This is a genomic window from Paenibacillus sp. M2 (assembly GCF_046713495.1).
GTDB classification, from domain to species: Bacteria; Bacillota; Bacilli; order Paenibacillales; family Paenibacillaceae; genus Paenibacillus; species Paenibacillus amylolyticus_B.
In genome coordinates this window covers 3,862,179-3,879,123 of the sequence record NZ_CP169648.1, presented here as the reverse complement: position 1 = coordinate 3,879,123, position 16,945 = coordinate 3,862,179, and the positions used below count along the sequence as shown (strand labels likewise).

At 46.8% G+C, this 16,945-nt stretch carries 10 protein-coding genes and 1 pseudogene; 2 read left to right on the top strand and 9 right to left on the bottom strand.

Features of this window, described 5'->3' with window-relative positions; all coding sequences use genetic code 11:
* Positions 1 to 167: 167 nt before the first annotated feature.
* On the bottom strand, positions 168 to 515 hold the full coding sequence (locus ACETMN_RS17400) for a hypothetical protein (RefSeq protein WP_091020044.1): 348 nt from the start codon (positions 513 to 515) through the stop codon (positions 168 to 170).
* 45 nt (positions 516 to 560) lie between these two features.
* Positions 561 to 1,130 carry a TetR/AcrR family transcriptional regulator gene (locus ACETMN_RS17395; RefSeq protein ID WP_218780914.1) on the bottom strand — a complete coding sequence of 190 codons (570 nt, stop codon included), beginning with the start codon at positions 1,128 to 1,130 and terminating at the stop codon, positions 561 to 563.
* Positions 1,131 to 1,285: 155 nt separating this feature from the next.
* Between ACETMN_RS17395 and ACETMN_RS17390 the strand changes: the two genes are divergently transcribed.
* Positions 1,286 to 2,245, top strand: a complete 960-nt coding sequence (locus ACETMN_RS17390) for a carotenoid biosynthesis protein (protein WP_091020045.1) — start codon at positions 1,286 to 1,288, stop codon at positions 2,243 to 2,245.
* 25 nt (positions 2,246 to 2,270) lie between these two features.
* A pseudogene (locus tag ACETMN_RS17385) lies at positions 2,271 to 2,360 on the top strand (putative holin-like toxin); the annotation flags it as partial.
* Between the two features lie 238 nt (positions 2,361 to 2,598).
* Here ACETMN_RS17385 and ACETMN_RS17380 read toward each other — a convergent pair.
* The 7 genes from ACETMN_RS17380 to ACETMN_RS17350 all read right to left on the bottom strand — a co-directional run bounded on the left by ACETMN_RS17380 (position 2,599) and on the right by ACETMN_RS17350 (position 16,933).
* Entirely contained in the window at positions 2,599 to 4,635 is a 2,037-nt protein-coding gene (locus ACETMN_RS17380; RefSeq protein ID WP_341073266.1) for a GxGYxYP domain-containing protein, read from the bottom strand.
* A gap of 247 nt (positions 4,636 to 4,882) precedes the next feature.
* Positions 4,883 to 8,170 carry a glycosyl hydrolase gene (locus ACETMN_RS17375; RefSeq protein WP_411734831.1) on the bottom strand — a complete coding sequence of 1,096 codons (3,288 nt, stop codon included), beginning with the start codon at positions 8,168 to 8,170 and terminating at the stop codon, positions 4,883 to 4,885.
* Between the two features lie 24 nt (positions 8,171 to 8,194).
* Positions 8,195 to 10,201 carry a glutaminase domain-containing protein gene (locus tag ACETMN_RS17370; RefSeq protein WP_411734830.1) on the bottom strand — a complete coding sequence of 669 codons (2,007 nt, stop codon included), beginning with the start codon at positions 10,199 to 10,201 and terminating at the stop codon, positions 8,195 to 8,197.
* A gap of 44 nt (positions 10,202 to 10,245) precedes the next feature.
* Entirely contained in the window at positions 10,246 to 11,901 is a 1,656-nt protein-coding gene (locus ACETMN_RS17365; protein WP_091020053.1) for an extracellular solute-binding protein, read from the bottom strand.
* A gap of 80 nt (positions 11,902 to 11,981) precedes the next feature.
* Positions 11,982 to 12,878, bottom strand: coding sequence for a carbohydrate ABC transporter permease (locus ACETMN_RS17360; RefSeq protein WP_091020055.1), 897 nt, complete (start codon positions 12,876 to 12,878; stop codon positions 11,982 to 11,984).
* Positions 12,879 to 12,890: 12 nt separating this feature from the next.
* Positions 12,891 to 13,805 carry an ABC transporter permease gene (locus ACETMN_RS17355; RefSeq protein ID WP_240661880.1) on the bottom strand — a complete coding sequence of 305 codons (915 nt, stop codon included), beginning with the start codon at positions 13,803 to 13,805 and terminating at the stop codon, positions 12,891 to 12,893.
* A 53-nt stretch (positions 13,806 to 13,858) separates the two neighbouring features.
* On the bottom strand, positions 13,859 to 16,933 hold the full coding sequence (locus ACETMN_RS17350) for an alpha-mannosidase (RefSeq protein WP_411734829.1): 3,075 nt from the start codon (positions 16,931 to 16,933) through the stop codon (positions 13,859 to 13,861).
* Positions 16,934 to 16,945: the final 12 nt, after the last annotated feature.

Here is a 16,945-nt window from a genome sequence, read left to right as displayed (position 1 = left end):
AGGGAATTCAATCGTTTCATTCAATTTTCTAAGCTCCAGGCATATCCACACTTGCACTGAAATGCATGTTCTAACTGTTTATTCGACAACAAGAAAGGTATTGTTGATCTACAGTTAGGGCAAGTATTATTCAATTTAGATCATGAAATGCGCATTCATCCAGAAGTTTAAACTGATGCAGTCAAGAATGTTCCCCCCTCCATACACTTCGAACACCAATGCAATTCAGGATGAAACCAATGGTCCCATGAACTATATTTAGCTTCAATGACCATATTCTCTCGAAGCTGATCCCAAGTCAGTCCTTGAAGATGGTTAATAGCTTGTTTGCTTGATGCACCAAAAATTGCTGAGTTACGGTCAAGTTGAAGAACTTTATAACAGATTGTCGTACCGACAGCATCTCTCAATCGTGCCCCGTTTTCAAACTCAGTTTCGTCGATAGGGATAATTCCTTTGATATGACCTACGAATACAATACCGCACACCTTGCCGGCGTGAGTTTCAACACTCATACTGATTAGAAGCTGCCGGGCTTTTTGGTGAGAAGCGGGGAAATCCTACAATTCTTCAGAATAAAAAGCTTTAGATACGGATTCCGTAGCTTTATCAATAAAAGCTGCAATTTTACTGGGGCTTTCCTTCAGACCACTACTCACCCACTTTTTAATAATAGCTATACTGCCATGAGCGGTGAACGTATACCAGGACTCAAATAATTGTGGATCAAAATATTTTAATTCCGTCTTCCATCGTTCAATAGTTAAATCGTGACTGATATAAAGGATTCGTTCTAATAATTCTTTATCGCCATGCTCTGAGAACAGAACCTCACATATCGTTTTATTCGCTTTTATATACTTACATAATTCATAAGATAGCGTTTGAGGATTTGAAGAACTCATCCCAACTTGCTTAATGTCTTCGTAAAGATCATTTTCAATCGTTGAAAGAAGCTCAAACTGATTAGCATAGTGTGTATAAAAGGTGTTGCGATTAATCCCTGCTTCTCTGCAAATTTCGGTCACTGTAACTTTATTGATAGACCGTTCTGTCAAAAGCTTCAACAGGCTTTCTTTGATAACCATTTTTGTATATCTCACTCTGTGATCTGTTTTTTTGGCTGCCATAATATCCTCCCAATTTAAAATAATGAACAAATCTAAGGTGGTTTGTATGATAACTAACATATCTCAATCGAACAGCCTGTTGTTTAAGTAACACAGTGAAATTATAATTTATTTGAACGTTCAATTCTATTTTTAAACTTAAATGGAGGTAAAATATGGGTGATATAACTGTAGTACCTGTATGGATAATTCAAGATATTATAGTCTTAATTGCTGCTGTTCTAATGGTTTTCTATATCCTTGATAAGGAAACACATCCCAAAACGGTTCTACTGCAGTTTATAGGTTTTGTGTTTTTTTACGCAGCCGTTTTTGAAATTACTGCTTCATCGCTTGGGGAAGGTTTTTACGCCTATGGGCGGAGTATTTTAATGTTATTTAATATACCGATTACTGTCCCTATTATTGAGTTTCTGATCATTTATTCAACTTTGCGTGTTCTAAAGTCTGTAAATATACCGTCCTGGACTAAACCATTTATTACGGGATTGAGCGCTATGGTTTTTGACTTTTCATTGGACCCGGTGGCTGTTAAACAGATATTTCAGACTACAGATGGACTTATGGCAAGATGGACTTATTATCCGCTAGCCGGTGAGCCTCAAATCTATGGGGAACCTGTGATGAATTTTACAGGATGGATTTATATAGCGGGATATTGGACCATCTTTATTCTAATTGGTGAATGGTGGCATAAAAAGAAAGGCTACAGTAAATCAATTGGTTATATCTATCCGTTTCTGGCGGCCATTCTGTCATTAGCTTGTATGTTCTCACCTTTATCTAACTTCCTTAATTATATGGGGCCGTTCTTCGAAAGAACCTCTAATATGCAATGGGTGATGTTGATTACACTTTCTGTAATTACAATCGGAATTTTAGCATTAGCTTTTATAAAGTTTTGGGACCGGAAGGTTAATTATTCAATCACTCCCAAAAAAGATTTTCCTATCATGTTTACTTTCGTGGGGTTCCCCCTAGTCAATACTATATTTTGCATTATAGGTGGTTACACGGAAGTGTTGTGGCTGGTCGTTCTGGCTCAGATCTTATTATTGCTAGGCTGGATTGGAATTTACATTATGGGTAAAAAAGCAAGTCCAATCAAGAAATAACCATAAACCCAAGCATTGAGGCAAAGACACACTTTCATTAATATTCCTTTTCGGCATTTTTATTTTGGTGCTTCTTGCTTACATGAAAAGAAATAGACCGCCCACCCTAAGGTAACAGTCTATTCCGACCACCACCTAGCGGCCGACTGCTCTTTATGTAGTTTCAATTGTATAATTACCTTTTTCTACCATAATAAACGTATTAACAAGCTAAAGACCCGCCTGATCCGCAAGGATCCGGCAGGTCTTTTATTGGCCGAATGATATTTAAATATCTATAAATCGCTTTGCGAGATTCGAGCTTCCGATTGCTTTGAAGACGGCCCAAAGGTCCTTAAGCTCACTTTGACATCTTACTTGGACAAGCCGTACGCTTTTCGGATCAGCGAGAAATATTCGTCTGCCTTAACCACCTGAAACTCGGCACCAAGAGATTCCGTAATCTCCAGCACATCTGATGGGGTCATGCTCCATGCATTAATCCCAACCGAAATAAACGTTGGAGATTTGCCATCCCATTCGGTCTTGGTACGATTCAAAATATCTTTACCATCCTGCACCGTTGAGATGCCTCGCAGAATGGAAACCGGAAAGCTGTCATTCATGATTTGAACATTGGCTTTGTCCTCGCCTGCGAGGAACAGGCCTGGAAGTTTATAGTTCTTCTCATACGCAGCTGCAATCGAATCACTCAGCGGAACGTCTTTTCCAAGTTCACGATTGAGTACAAAAGGGTACGACATGTTTGTTTTCTTCAGATAAGAGAAGGTTTGTTTCAGATACTCCGGGAATGTGTCTGTTGGCCAGACATTTGGATTGAAGTAACCCACTCCGGATGGGCCTGCAACTAGCTGATCATTTGGCGTCGCCGTTGAACGGTAATAGTTTAGAATGGCAGGCGCTGCATCGTAGAGTAACGGACTGGAAGTCCAGTTGATAGGCACTTTACCCCGAGCGGGATCAGCCCACAGGTTGCGCATATGATTCTGATCGTATTGCAGGTTGTCACCTTCGCCAAAGGTATAGGTTACATAGATTTTGTTCTCCAGCTTGGGTTTTACCGGTTTGGGAGCAGGCTGTTGTTTTACGTTTGTTCCTGAAAATACGGTCATGTTATGGAACCAGTCGGAAGGAACAACATAGACACCATGACGAGATGTGAGTTCTATGCCAGCAACTTCGCCTTCAAAATCATTGTCGAACCAACCCAGATAAGGTGTCCCTGGTTTTACATCGGACAGAATCTTCTCAAATAGCGCCTTTTCCTCTGGCACACTGGTAGACAACCAGAACACCATGGCTTTGTTCGCTACAGCATAATCGCGGAGATAGCCATAAGGTTCCTTTTCTTCTGACGAGAGTGGTTGAACATTGCTCGCAGATACCTTGTATTGGTTCCACATCTCGATCGTCACGGTTAGTTGCTTTGTGTCCGCTGCAGGCTTAAATTCGTATACAAAGTAGTTTCCGTTATCTGCGAAGCGGTGATCGCTTCCAGGCAAAAATTTGGAGTTATGTCGGTCATAGAGAAATGCTTCTTCCTCAGAAGAACCCGTTTTGAAATCCGCAATAATCTGTCCATCTGCTTTCACCGTCACTTGATGAACGGCAGGCCCCCAGCCATCCTGAGGAAAGGCATCATTAAAGCGTAGGTAGACCGCTTCTTTTCCCAAATAGGATGACAAGTCATAGTCATAGGTCTTCCTGTTGCTTGCATCACGAATCTGTTCCTTCTCGACTCCAACCGTTTGGAATGAATCAAAATTTCCGGACGGAATCGGGATGGAGGTGTCTGGACTCAATCCGACCAACATTCGTTGAGTGGTCTGGCTCCAGAGATGCTCATACTGCCAGTTGTATGCATCCATACGATTCTTGAACTTGTCCTGCAAGTCTTCGATTACCGACAGATGATACGGTGCAGCAGTCAATTGTTGAGCCAGTTCAGGACTGGCAACAAGAGCATTTTTGAGTCCGGCAAGTGTCGTTGCCACATTAATGGAGTCCGGCAGCTGCGGATCATATACGATAATGCCTTTGATCTCTTTCGCATATTTCTTGAGAACATCCATTACGTTGTCATGCTGCTTATAAGGGACGTTCAAGTCCTGCAGCCAAGGGTCTGCTTTATTCTGTTGAATGTAGATTCGCGGCTTTTCTCGATTGATTACCCCTTCAAGCGTCGTCAAAAGCAATTTGATATCGCCAGATTCCTCATATACATTCGCCACATCCAAACGTTCTACTTTATTGAAAGTTGGAAGCGCTTGATTTTGCGGCCACTTCAAAGAGTTGGTATGCTTCAACTCATCTGTGGCAGCAAATGCACTAGCCGATAACACGGTTGTACAGACCAGGGCAACACACAAAAAGGTTAATTTACGAATCATAAAGTTCATATCTCCTTTTAGAGGTAATTCAAAAAGTCAAATTTTGATCACGAGGTAACTCGAGAAGCGGATTCGACATCGAATCTTGAATTCAGCCGGGCCTTCCGTTGCTCACGTAGGTTCTCAAGCACATGCTTCCGAAGCCGTTTTCTCCAAAAACGTGTAGCTCCGCTACTCTGTCCCTAGCTTCATCCAACCTTCTCGGTGCTGAAAAACTGACTTTTTGAACACGCATTTTTAATGTTTTTTATGATTTGTTGTGATGTTGCGTCTGTGATGTTCTTCGCGTTCGTCGGATCAACCTCATCTGTCCATTAATTCCTGATGTCAGCGCTGATTTTCCATACAAATTCTCCAGTGTATTTGCGGCATGTAAGTTCATTTCATTCAATCCTTCTTGAATATATGGCGTTATGTTCCATTGGTAAGGCGGCCATAAACGAATACCTGCTTCAATATCATTCACATATAGGCTTGCTGTCTCCCTTATATCTTCGGCTACCAGCCATAGCTCCTCATCTGCAGCTAAGTTTATGTTAGACAGATCCACCTGCTGCGAGTAGACACCCGTACCTGAATAATAAGGATAGCCAGCAGTATTCCAACATCCACCCCATTGTTCCACATCGGTATTTAACGTCGTATCGTTTTCTATCGCGAACGGACCAATCAGAAATGCTGGGAATGAAATAGCAGGCATCGGCTCCAATAACGAAACCGTCAGAATTTCCAGCTCATTCTCGCCGACCAACAAATGTGGAGTGATATCTACACTGTCATAATCACCATCCTGCCACGAAGAGCGTCTTAACGCTTCCTGACGTACCCCATTGACGAATATTTCCAGATTACGCCTACGCTGCAAAAATCCGATATGGGATGGAATGTTCTGATCTACATCATCCAGAAGCAATTCCATCCTGCCCCATGATTCTTCTCCCGCCTTACCGGAACGATCCGAACCACACCGGGATTGAAGCCGTTCAATCAATTTTGGCGTCATGCCAAACGTCGTGCGAAACGTATTTACTTGCCCGGGCATGGTCGCGTTCATCCTGGAATGTCGGTCATTCAACGTGACATGCCATCGATCTAGCAGAAGAACGTTGGGGCCTGCGGTCCTGAACCCCCACTGCTCATCCAGAATGATTTCTACCACATTCGTGGAAAAAGATTTATCTCCCAGGCACGCTTGCTCTGTATACTCCGCATGATCCGTACGTTCTTGCGGAAAAGAGGAGCTCTCTTGAGGGCTTACCGACAGCACACACAGCTCTCCGGGTACGAACGAAAGGAACGATTCAGCGTCAATGCTGCATACTCTTCCATTCTCCAACTCCCACTCTTCCAAGTGACCTTTCTTTTCATCGCAAATGAGCTTAATGGTCACGGAGTGCTCTGACCAATTCATCAACCATACATACACCAGATTTCCAATTCTGCGTTCGACGCTAATCAAATCGTCAGACTGACCTTCAATCCAATCCCATCGTATTACCGGTGGTTCCCTGATCAACTCCCCTAATTGAATACAAAACGCTTCGAGTTGATCCAGACGCTGATTCTGACCGCCTTGATGAACAGCGTCATCCATGGAATAAAAGAGGCTGTGACCCTTGCCAACAGCACTTAATTTTCCGTGCGGCGGATCGGAACCAAACAGCTGCTGGATATCCTTCAACAACACCGGATCATGCCGCAAAGATTCACTATGCTGCGGAATCGTACCTATCGCAATTAACGTGCCGCCTTGGTTAACAAAGGATACAAGCCTGGCTGCAACATCCCTTGACAGCACCTCTATTTCCGGCATAACGAGGATCGAATATCCATGGCCATGGCCATCAAATTGCAAACCCTCTCCTTCAACAAGGAGCGCTTCGCGAAGCTGGCATTCATCCACATAGTCGTAGTCGATAGATGATCGCAGCAAGCGATCTGACAAAAGCGAGAACAGCACATCTGATGAAGGATGCATATCCGCTTCGCCTGATGTGAACATGGTTTCATATACCGTATGGATAGGCGATAACAGCAGAACTTCCGGCGTTCGTTTTCCTTTTGCTCCAAGCAGACTCAATCGCCCTATATAATCGGCAAAAGCACGATAATGCAGCCAATGGGGTGCATGTTTGAATTCAGTCGGTGGAAAGTCGGTCTTCCGATACCCGGCAAACGAATAATAGAATGCATGCGGAATAAACAGATTAACTCCCAAAAAGGCCATAAAATTGGCATCAAGTCGCCGCTGGCGCATGGAATAACCATGACCACTTGCACCAAAGGCTTCACAGATCACCCGTTCCTTCCTGTTCAGCTGCGCGACAGAAGCCGCCGTCTTGACGGACACAATGCGATGCGGATTCGCCTTTGACCCGATGCCGGGAGTGAGATAATCCACGCCTGCATAGTGGAATTGCTGCAATACCCGGGTTTGATTGCCTTGAGATCGAGCCTGCCCCCAGACAGGCTCCTCCAGCGTATGACCGATATAGAGCAGACCGGATTGTTCACACCATGAACGAATCGCGGCATGATATCCCTCCACATACCAACGGGTGATCGTATCATAATATTGCTGCCTTGTGGATCGGCTGCCGTCTGTCATGGGATACAACAATGCCCCCAACCGCGGGATTAAATCATACCCGTTCTCTTGCTGATATCGTTCGACCATCCCCTCAGTCCAAGCGAAGACGAGCCCCGGCAAAGTAGCCTCCACATCATGAACGGCGGTTCGGATGGCCTCCACCCCGAAGAAGCCATCGTGAATCATAAGACCCGGCTCGTCAGTAAACACCCCTTGAATGGTTGATCCGTAATAGGGCTTTAATGCCAGAAACGGTTCATAAGACATCCGAATGAAAGACTGAACCGCTTCCGGATTCAATGTATCCAGGTAATACCCTTTAGCGAAGGTGATTCCCTCGGCAATCTCACATGACCAGCAAGCGAGAACAATATAAGAATCATGGGCGTGACCCGGACTCCACTCTTCTCCCCAACAATGTGTGATATTTTCCGGTTCATCATGAAGCAACCACTCTCCATCGAGGTTAACCGCGCGATAGGCCAGGATGGCGATCAGCTCATTGTGATCATGGGAGGCAAAATCCAGCTTCAAGCTTTCCTGCGGCACATCTCGTACATATCGCTTTTCCTCTATTCTCAAATAACGCATGCGATATTCCGGTTGTTCCCGTGTCAGTCTGCCGCCCAAGGTTCCGCTCGGCCAATTCTCCTCATCGTACAGCCAGACGACCATATTCCGTTTCTTGCATTCTGCTGTGCAAAACTCCAGCACATCCATAAATTCCGGCGAGAGATATGGGATTAGCATTCCGTGCCGGGCATGCAGAACCACACCGCCAACACCCGCTTCATACATGGATTGAATCTGACTCTCCAGTTCGGTCTTCTCCAGCGCATGATTCAGAAACCAGAAAGGCTGCGGACGATACGTTGCATCCGGATTCGCAAATTGCTGCTTGAGCTGCTGTAAATGATCACAGACTTCCTCTGCGCCTGCCTTCATATTCACCACCTGCCTTCACACCCATCAGTCTGTAGACTGTTGCATGAGTAATTGGATAAAGAAGCCGCCAACCACAGAACGATTCTGAAAATTCATCTGCTTAGCGGTGATCGTGTCATACCAATCCGTTACGGGAACACGAGACGAAGTTTCATTCATGAAATCCCACAGCGGTGAAATGAAAGACTCAAACTGCGCTTTCGTTGAACTCATGGAGGCACACCATACCAACCAATCGGATTTGGTATACGTTTCACGGCTATCCAGCGGCAGGCCATAGCGGTTTTGTTTGTGCATGTAATATTCAAGTTCTTTGGCGGCGATCTCTTTCGGGAACAGGTACAGGTCGAGCAGATGATCCCACACCAGATTGTACTTCATGCTCCATGACTTGGTTGGACTGTCAAACGTCAGCTTATAATGGTCCCCGGCATCTGCCATGGACACCCACTCCTGAGCCATGTTCCGAGCTTCCTCCAGGTACTTCGCCCCTTCCTGCAAACCGAGCTTTTCACACAGGTAGGAATACGCAGCAATACCCAATATGGCCTTGATCGATAAATTGGTATTGTGCGCCAGATGCCCGGCGAAGTCATCCGTGCACAGCTGGTTTACAGGATCGAGTCCATTGTGCAGCAAATAATCTGCCCATCGCGTAAGAGGTTCCCAATGCTGCCGAGCAAATTCGATATCTCCCTCATATTTGCTGACCGCCGCAGCCATCAGCAGCATATTGCCGCATTCCTCAATCGGCATCTGGTATTCCAGCTTATTCTCTCCATACACCTGACCGTTGGCCTTAGGGTAGGTTCCTACATCATGAGGAGCAAAATCAAACGTCCAATCCGGGCTCATCGCATACTTGTAAATTGGACGCATCATGCCCTTGATCAGTTCAGGGTTGTATCTCAGGAATAATGGGATCGAAGGGTAACTGACATCCACCGTAGCGATACATCCATTGCTGAAATTCTCTTTGGAGAAAAATAGAACATTCCCCTCCTCATCGGCAACCAGCTTATGCGCTGCAATCGCCTGTCTGTAGGTTAGCGCCACAATATCCCGGTATTTCTCACCGCCTGCGGCCTGACTCTCTGCCATGAGTTCAAGATTAAAGCTGTCACAGCGCTGCTGAATCTCTTCGTATTGTTGGGCTGCCAGTAATAGCATTTCATGAAACGTTAATCCATTTCTTTTCCAATAGGCATGTAAAGGCTGTTGAAAATATTCAATCGCATGGATATCGTCATACGCAAGCATGAGAAATTCGGATATCGGTTCGTCCCGGACAGCCCCCAGATCGATCTCGGCGGCCATAACCGGCATGTTGTCCGATACAGCTCGCGGCTGAGGATGATCATCTTCTGTCGGCAATTGACGGGAGCGTACATACTGTTCGCGGCCTGTAACTGAGTGAATGGCCGTCTGGATATGAGAGGATTGAGGAACAGCGAGAACCATATATCCCCAATCAATTCGTGTATCATCACCAGCAAGTTTTAATACGGGCTGATCCACAGTACCCATGGAAATGGCATTCCATTGTTCCTCAATGACATGGCGTTCCCAGGTTACGTGCTGATCGGTTGTGTTTACACACCATTCGCCTGTTACATCGACGTAAATTTTGACTTGGTGGGAGGCCCCATCGATCGATTTGACCTGAAAATTCAAATAGGTCACCGGCCTGGATAACAGGTCCAAATCATCCAGCAATAAAGGTGTGGTGAACTGAACATTAAGCTCTATTCCTTCGCCTTGAAAGGTATATCGAGTCGTTACGGGCTGGACAGTCAGGTTGGTCTGCACCAGCACTTCAGGTTCCTGGACAGCTGTACGCTCCTCCGATCCCACTTTCCCCATAAATCGTCGAAGCTTTCCATCGATCACCGCCAAGCCCACCATGCCATTCGTTTTGTTCGTCCAATGCCGGGTATGATCTTCATACAGATGGTCCGCGGCTGACCATACGCTAAAATAAGGGTCCACAGTAACCAGAGGTACGGAAGGCGGTCTGAACTCAGTCGTCATATGAATGCAACTCCTTCAAATTAAAAGTAAGAATATGGAGGTGATCAGTTCGGCATCTGAACGGTAACTACGTCTTTCCCTTTTAAGTTTTCGTTCGTAAACTGCATGGCTTGATCATATCCGGTCTTTCGAAGCTGCTCGCGAAGCTCGTTGATAATGCCCAACGCTGCTTCATCCGATTTCGCAAAGATTGCTTCCTTCCAGGCATCACCCATCCGGTCCATGGAAGGCTTCAACATCTCCCATTCCGGTGCTTTAGTCATCACATCGCCCGGGTTATAGGCTGTAATGACATGAATGCCATTAGGTCGCAGGATTTTGCGTGCCTTCTCCATGGCATCAAGCCGTTTCTGATCGGCCCAGATATCTCCGCCTGCGACCGAATTGATTCGATCAGGCCCCGTGATGGATTCCAGACCAATGGAAATGCCTTCGTTCTTGCGAACTTTACCCGATTGATCTGCCGTAAATTTATCGAACCACTCCTTATTGGCAACAGGTTTACCCTCCTTCAAATCCCAATGAACGCCCTGCACTCCGTATCTTGCCAGCATAAATCCTTCATCGGAAGCCATGTAATCGAGGAACTTCAGCGCCGCATCTACACATGCGCCCTTGCAGTTTTTGGTGATCGCTGTTACGTTGTTGCCCTGAATGCCCAGATCCGCAGGGCGATTCGGTTCAACATCTGCACGCTCCAAAGGGCCGATCGGGATGTAATCGCTTCCAGGGTGTGAAGTAACATATTCTTTGGAGGCATCCAGAATGGCTGGATAGTGTGCGGCCAGAATGGCGATGCGGCCCTGATTGATTTTCTCCTTGGCGATCGGGTCAGTCTGGGTGAATGCTTCCGGGTCCATTAACCCTTCTTCAACCAGTTTCCGATAGAACAGGGTGTATTCTTCATAACCTTTGGTGAAAAAGTTATGCTCTACCGTTCCGTCACCTTTGTCAACATAACTGCCACCCGAATTGAACATGGTATTGCCGATGCCGACGGACCAGCCGTTGCTGAAGCCACCCAGTGGAAAGACCGGCTGCCCGTTCTCTTGCAGATTGGCATCCTTGATGGCTTTGAGGAAGTTATAGAATTCCTCCTTCGTTACGACCGATTGAGGGTCTATACCCACCTTATCCGCGATATCTTTACGAACGTAAAAGCCGTACAGCCAATCCATGCCATCTTCATTCTGGGAAGGCTGGTTTTGCAGAAGCAAATATTTTTTGCCGTCATATGCATTTATTGCTTTTTCGTAAAGCGCTGGGGGTACATTTTCTTCAGCAATGGATTTCGCGAGGTTAGGATAGTCCCCCAATTTGTCGGAAATATCGACGAGCTGCCCTTCTTTGGCCGCCTTGATAATGCCATCCAACTCGCCCCCCCATGCGGGTCCGGTATAGATATCCGGCAGATCCTGCGTAGCAAATATCTGGTTTACCTTCTCGGTCTCACTGCCTTTGGTATACTCCCAATCCAGCGTGACGCCAGTCTTCTCCTTGATGACTTCTTCCACAGGCGTTATTCCGTTATCCGAACCACCCGAACCGTTCCAGTTGTGCAATATTTTGAGCTTGTATGAACCATCAGCTGCTTCTCCGCTATTCCCGTTTCCTGATGAATCCGTGCATCCGCTCAACGATCCTCCAACCAAGATGGACACGAGTAATACGGATACGCCTTTCGACCAAATTCGGTTCAAACCAATCGCCTCCTGAAATATGATGATGAATGATCTGGGTCAAGCCTGATAAAACTCAGCAAATTCCAGGTTAGGATCACCTAACCTTTCACCGAACCGATCATCACTCCTTTTACGAAATATCGTTGCAGGAACGGGTAGATACACAGGATCGGGAAGACCGTAATGACGAGCAAAGCCATACGCAGGGATTCGGGTGTCGCACCCGCTCCGCCTGAACTGCCAATCGTCTGCCCGCCCTGTTGTGCTGCGCGCTGCATCGAATTGGACAGCGACTCCGCTTCGGTCAGCATCTCCTGCAAGAGGGTTTGCACCGGAATCAGATCCTTGTTGGACACATAGTAGGCACCTGAGAACCAGTCATTCCAGTGGGCGACCCCAATGAAGAGGGAGATGGTTGCCAGTACGGGTCCCGAGAGAGGCAGAATGATGCGAATGAAGATTTGAAAATCCCCATACCCGTCAATGTGGGCTGATTCCTCCAGCTCTTCCGGAATTCCTTGCAGAAAGGTCCGGATAATGATGATATGCATGAAGTTGAATAACAGCGGTAAGACGTACACCCAGAAGGTATTGATCAGATGCAGCTTCTGAAGCGTAATGAAGAACGGGATGAATCCGGCACTGAAAATCGTAGGCAAGAAGATGTAAAAGGTGAAAAATGAACGGCCCGGCAATGATTTCTTCGAGAGCGCGTAAGCCATCAATGTACACAGAATCACATGAAGGAACGTACCCAGCACGGTTCGCATGATGGTGATCTGGTACGCCTTCCAGATGCGTGCGTTATCAAATACCTGGGCATAGTTCTCCAATGTAAATTGTCGTGGAAGGAAATAGATCGCGCCCTGCATGGAATCTTTGCCGTCATTCAGCGAGTACGCCAGGATGTAAATAAACGGGTAGATCATGGAGAATCCGACCAAAGCGAGAATGGTATAGTTTATAACTGAAAATAAGGACCATTTGCGTGTCATCACATCACCTCCTTAGAACAGGGATACATCACTGACTTTGCGGGCAATCCGGTTGACCGTTAGCACCAAAATCAGCCCAATTACACTCTGGAACAGCCCCACAGCTGCCGCGTAACTCAGACGCCCTTCCCGGATACCCGAGTTAATGGCGTGCACGTCGAGTACACTGCCCATGCCAGCGGTCGCAGGTCCATTCAGGAGAAGCAGCTGCTCATAACCCGCACTCATCAAGTTACCCACGGCGAGAATAAATAATATAATGGCGACATTACGTATACCCGGCAGGGTCACATGCCACATCTGTTGGAAACGCCCTGCACCATCGATCTTGGCAGCTTCATATTGCTGCTGGTCAATTCCGGCAATCGCAGCCATGAATATGATGGAGTTCCAGCCGATGTTCTTCCAAATATCCGATCCAACAATCATCTGATAGAACCAGGTGGGATTGTTCAGGAATTGGATTGGATCAGTTCCGAACGACCCCAGCAAATCATTCACTGGCCCGCCGTATGGCGTGAGCAATCTCTGCATCAGGGTGACAACCACAATCCAGGATACAAAGTAGGGTAAATAGGAAAGTGTCTGAACGGTTTTCTTGAACCTGATCATGCGTATTTCGTTTAAAAGAATGGCAAGAATGATTGGCATCGGAAAACCGATTAACAGCTTCATAAGACTGATAATCACTGTGTTGCGGATGATATCACCGGATTGATAATAATTAAAGAACTGTTGAAAATACTTGAAGCCTGCCCAGGGACTTCCGGTAAAACCGCCAACAAAGGTATAGTCCCTGAAGGCAACCTGAATTCCATATAAGGGAACATAAGAGAATAGGAAGAACCAGATGATGCCAGGTAACATGAACAAGTAAAAGAGCTTATGCTTCCAGATTCGCTTCATTAACACACTGTTCTTAATCACATTCCCAACGCTCCTTTCTCTTGCGGAAGGTTGAAACCGTTATTCTTGCTAATCTAACCGTTCAATCGCAGCGAGATGATCTCGAATGGTGTGAAGGATACAACTACGTCAGATTGATCCTGAAGCTCCAGCGATGAAATGTTATTTTCCATGAGATCAACCTCCCAAACTTCAGCAGTATCCCATCCGATAGACAGTTTCGTTTTAACCTGGGTTCCCGAGGTCTCATACAGACGGACGATAATGTCATTGCTGTCCTCGGCTTTTTTGATGGACTCCACCATGATGTGCGGATGATCTGGCTGCAGGAATGCTTTCGTGTAAGGCAGCTTTTCCTCTTCTACATCCATTGAAGGTGCAGACAAGGAACTCAGGCGCAGCGGAATATTGAGCTCATTGCCTCTTCGATAGATTTCAGCCTGAACATGGTTCCCCTGATGCGGATATAACGAATAGGTGAATTGGTGCTCTGCACGATCCGCCACCGGATCCGGGTAGGAACTGCTGCGCAGCAAATGAAGGTCAAGCACATTGTTAATGGCTCGATGCCCGTATTTGCAATCGTTGAGTAAGGCGACTCCGTAATCCGGTTCCGATATATCCACCCATTGGTGAGCGCATATCTCATCCTTGGCAAAGTCCCACATCGTATTGCGGTGAGTCGGCCTGCTCAGGCTGCCAAACTGGATTTCACAGTGAACCTGATCGGTACGAATCTGCACCGGGAACGAAGTGCGTAACATTTTACCGTATTCCTGCCAATCCACGACCGTCTCAAAATCAATACGCCGACTGCCCTCCGTTAAAATAACGGTTTGGGTTAGAGACGATTCTCCGTAGCTGTAATCAAAAACCAACCCAACTTTCGGACCATCCCGAAGCTCACGGATATCATTCAGAATTAATGGCATCCCCACTTGCGCTGAATAATCATGGCGGAAATCCCAGGCATCGCCTTCATCATGATATACACGAAGGTCGTTCCCCTGCTGTCCTTGTAGGATAACTTCACGTGCCTCCAGCTTATCCAGGATCGAGGTGATGCCGCCATTGGGGTCAAATTTCACGATGAGAATGTCATTCTCCATACTGTACTCCTTGGCTGTGTCACGGAAATCTGTTTCCAGCGTAGCAACATCCGTTTCAATACCAGTTGCGATCTCCCCCATGACCTCCTGGTCTTCATGATCAGATATCACGGTGTAGCCCATGGATGGAACCTGCACCTTATGCCATCGTCCATGGAGGTGCAGCCACTCCTGACGTTCCCACGGCAGTGAGTTGAATACCACAGTTGAATTGGAGCTTCCCTCTTGGGAAGAGATATAATCTGTAATATAGCTGTAGGTTTCGGTGATCATGCCTTCCGTCTGCTGAAGCAATGCTTCATACCGTATTAACGACTCATCATATACTCGCTTAATCGAAGATCCGGGGAGGATATCATGGAACTGGTACAGAAGCACTTCCTTCCAGATCGTCTCCAATGCTTCGGCCGGATAAGACTTGCCCATGCGGGCAGCCAGTACAGCTGCAAACTCCAGCTCGCGCAGAGCTTTCTCCATCTTGCGGTTATACCACTTGCTCCGTGCCTGACTGGTCAGGGTTCCTTGGTGCTTTTCGAGATACAACTCCCCACGCCAGGTCTGGAATCGCTCTCTTTCTTCATTTAACCGTTCAAAAAATTTCCAGGAAGGTTCCTGCACAACAGGCGCCAGACCGAGCAGGTTCTTCTCCCGCTCCAGCCGTTCCAAATGCTCTTCTCCCGGCCCGCCGCCGCCGTCTCCAATGCCAAAGAGCATCAATGCGTGGCTGGAAACATTTCTGTCCAGATACTCCCGCTCTGCTTTGGCAATGGAACGTGGGGCGGCCGGACTGTTGTACGTATCCTCAGGTGGCATATGTGTTAACACCGAGGAACCGTCGATTCCTTCCCACAGAAAGGAATGGTGAGGATGGCGGTTGTACTCACTCCAGGAGAGCTTCTGGGTCATCATGTAATCTACACCGGATTTCTTCAACAACTGCGGCAAGCTTGCGGAGTATCCAAATACATCTGGCATCCACAGCGACTTCATCTCCATTCCGAATTCCTGTTGAAAATAACGTTTGCCGTACAGAATCTGGCGTACAAGAGATTCACCGCCTGGCACATTGGTATCCGACTCGACCCACATGGCCCCTTGCGGTTCCCATCTGCCTTCCTGCACCCGTTCCTTGATCTGGTCATACATCTTGGGATAGTGCTGTTTCATCCAATCGTATAGCTGAGGCTGACTCGCTCCGAACACATAATCGGGATAACGCTCCATCATGCGAAGCACCGTGGAGAATGTTCTTGCGCCCTTTCGGATCGTCTCACGGATCGGCCATAACCAGGCCAAATCGATATGGGCATGCCCAACCGCACTTATGTTCATCACGGGGTCTCCGCCACGACGTGATAATGGTTCGTTTAATAATTTCTTGGCGCGCTGAATGCGGTCAGGGCTGAGTTCCGTCAATAATATGGAAACGTCATATAGGGATTGAAGAATTCTTTCTCTGCGCGCCGTGTTGACAGGAAGATGTTCTGCCGTCTCCAGAAGCACTTCAGTGTCGTAATAGAGACTTCGGATATCTTCACGACAGATGGCCATAACCGCTTCTTTTACCGTACCGCCTTGGTATTTGCCGAATAAGTCGTTATTGCCAGCATCAGCCCACAGTTCGAATGCCCCGTCTGTCACTGTTATCGACGCATGTTCCAGTTCAACCACTCTTTTCCCGGGCAGACCCAATGTGAATTCAAACTCCGAGTTGATGGTTGTCAAACCCTGTACAGGTGTTCCTTCCTGATCTACCAGACAGAGTTCGCCGTTCACGTCCAGCAGAAGAACAGCCTTGGCGTCACTACCGGACGGTGGAATGCTCCCTGTAAAACAAAACCAGGCACAATCCCATAACTTCCCCCAACGCTCGCCCTGTGAAAGAGTGATTTGCTGACCTGACATTCTTTCCTCGAATGGAACAGGCTCCGGGGTAACCCATGCCGTCACATTCAACTGGGCAATGGGCTCATATATGGCTTCACGGAGTTTGGACAGCATTTGATTCAAATGTCCGAGTCTAATCGGTTCATATGGCATAATTGTTTTGTT

Bases quoted from the DNA above. Each gene is read 5' to 3' on its own strand.
- ACETMN_RS17370 (WP_411734830.1), bottom strand. From the start codon at position 10,201: ATGACGACTGAGTTCAGACCGCCTTCCGTACCTCTGGTTACTGTGGAC.
- ACETMN_RS17380 (WP_341073266.1), bottom strand. From the start codon at position 4,635: ATGATTCGTAAATTAACCTTTTTGTGTGTTGCCCTGGTCTGTACAACC.
- ACETMN_RS17375 (WP_411734831.1), bottom strand. From the start codon at position 8,170: ATGAAGGCAGGCGCAGAGGAAGTCTGTGATCATTTACAGCAGCTCAAG.
- ACETMN_RS17395 (WP_218780914.1), bottom strand. From the start codon at position 1,130: ATGGCAGCCAAAAAAACAGATCACAGAGTGAGATATACAAAAATGGTT.
- ACETMN_RS17390 (WP_091020045.1), top strand. From the start codon at position 1,286: ATGGGTGATATAACTGTAGTACCTGTATGGATAATTCAAGATATTATA.
- ACETMN_RS17400 (WP_091020044.1), bottom strand. From the start codon at position 515: ATGAGTGTTGAAACTCACGCCGGCAAGGTGTGCGGTATTGTATTCGTA.
- ACETMN_RS17360 (WP_091020055.1), bottom strand. From the start codon at position 12,878: ATGACACGCAAATGGTCCTTATTTTCAGTTATAAACTATACCATTCTC.
- ACETMN_RS17350 (WP_411734829.1), bottom strand. From the start codon at position 16,933: ATGCCATATGAACCGATTAGACTCGGACATTTGAATCAAATGCTGTCC.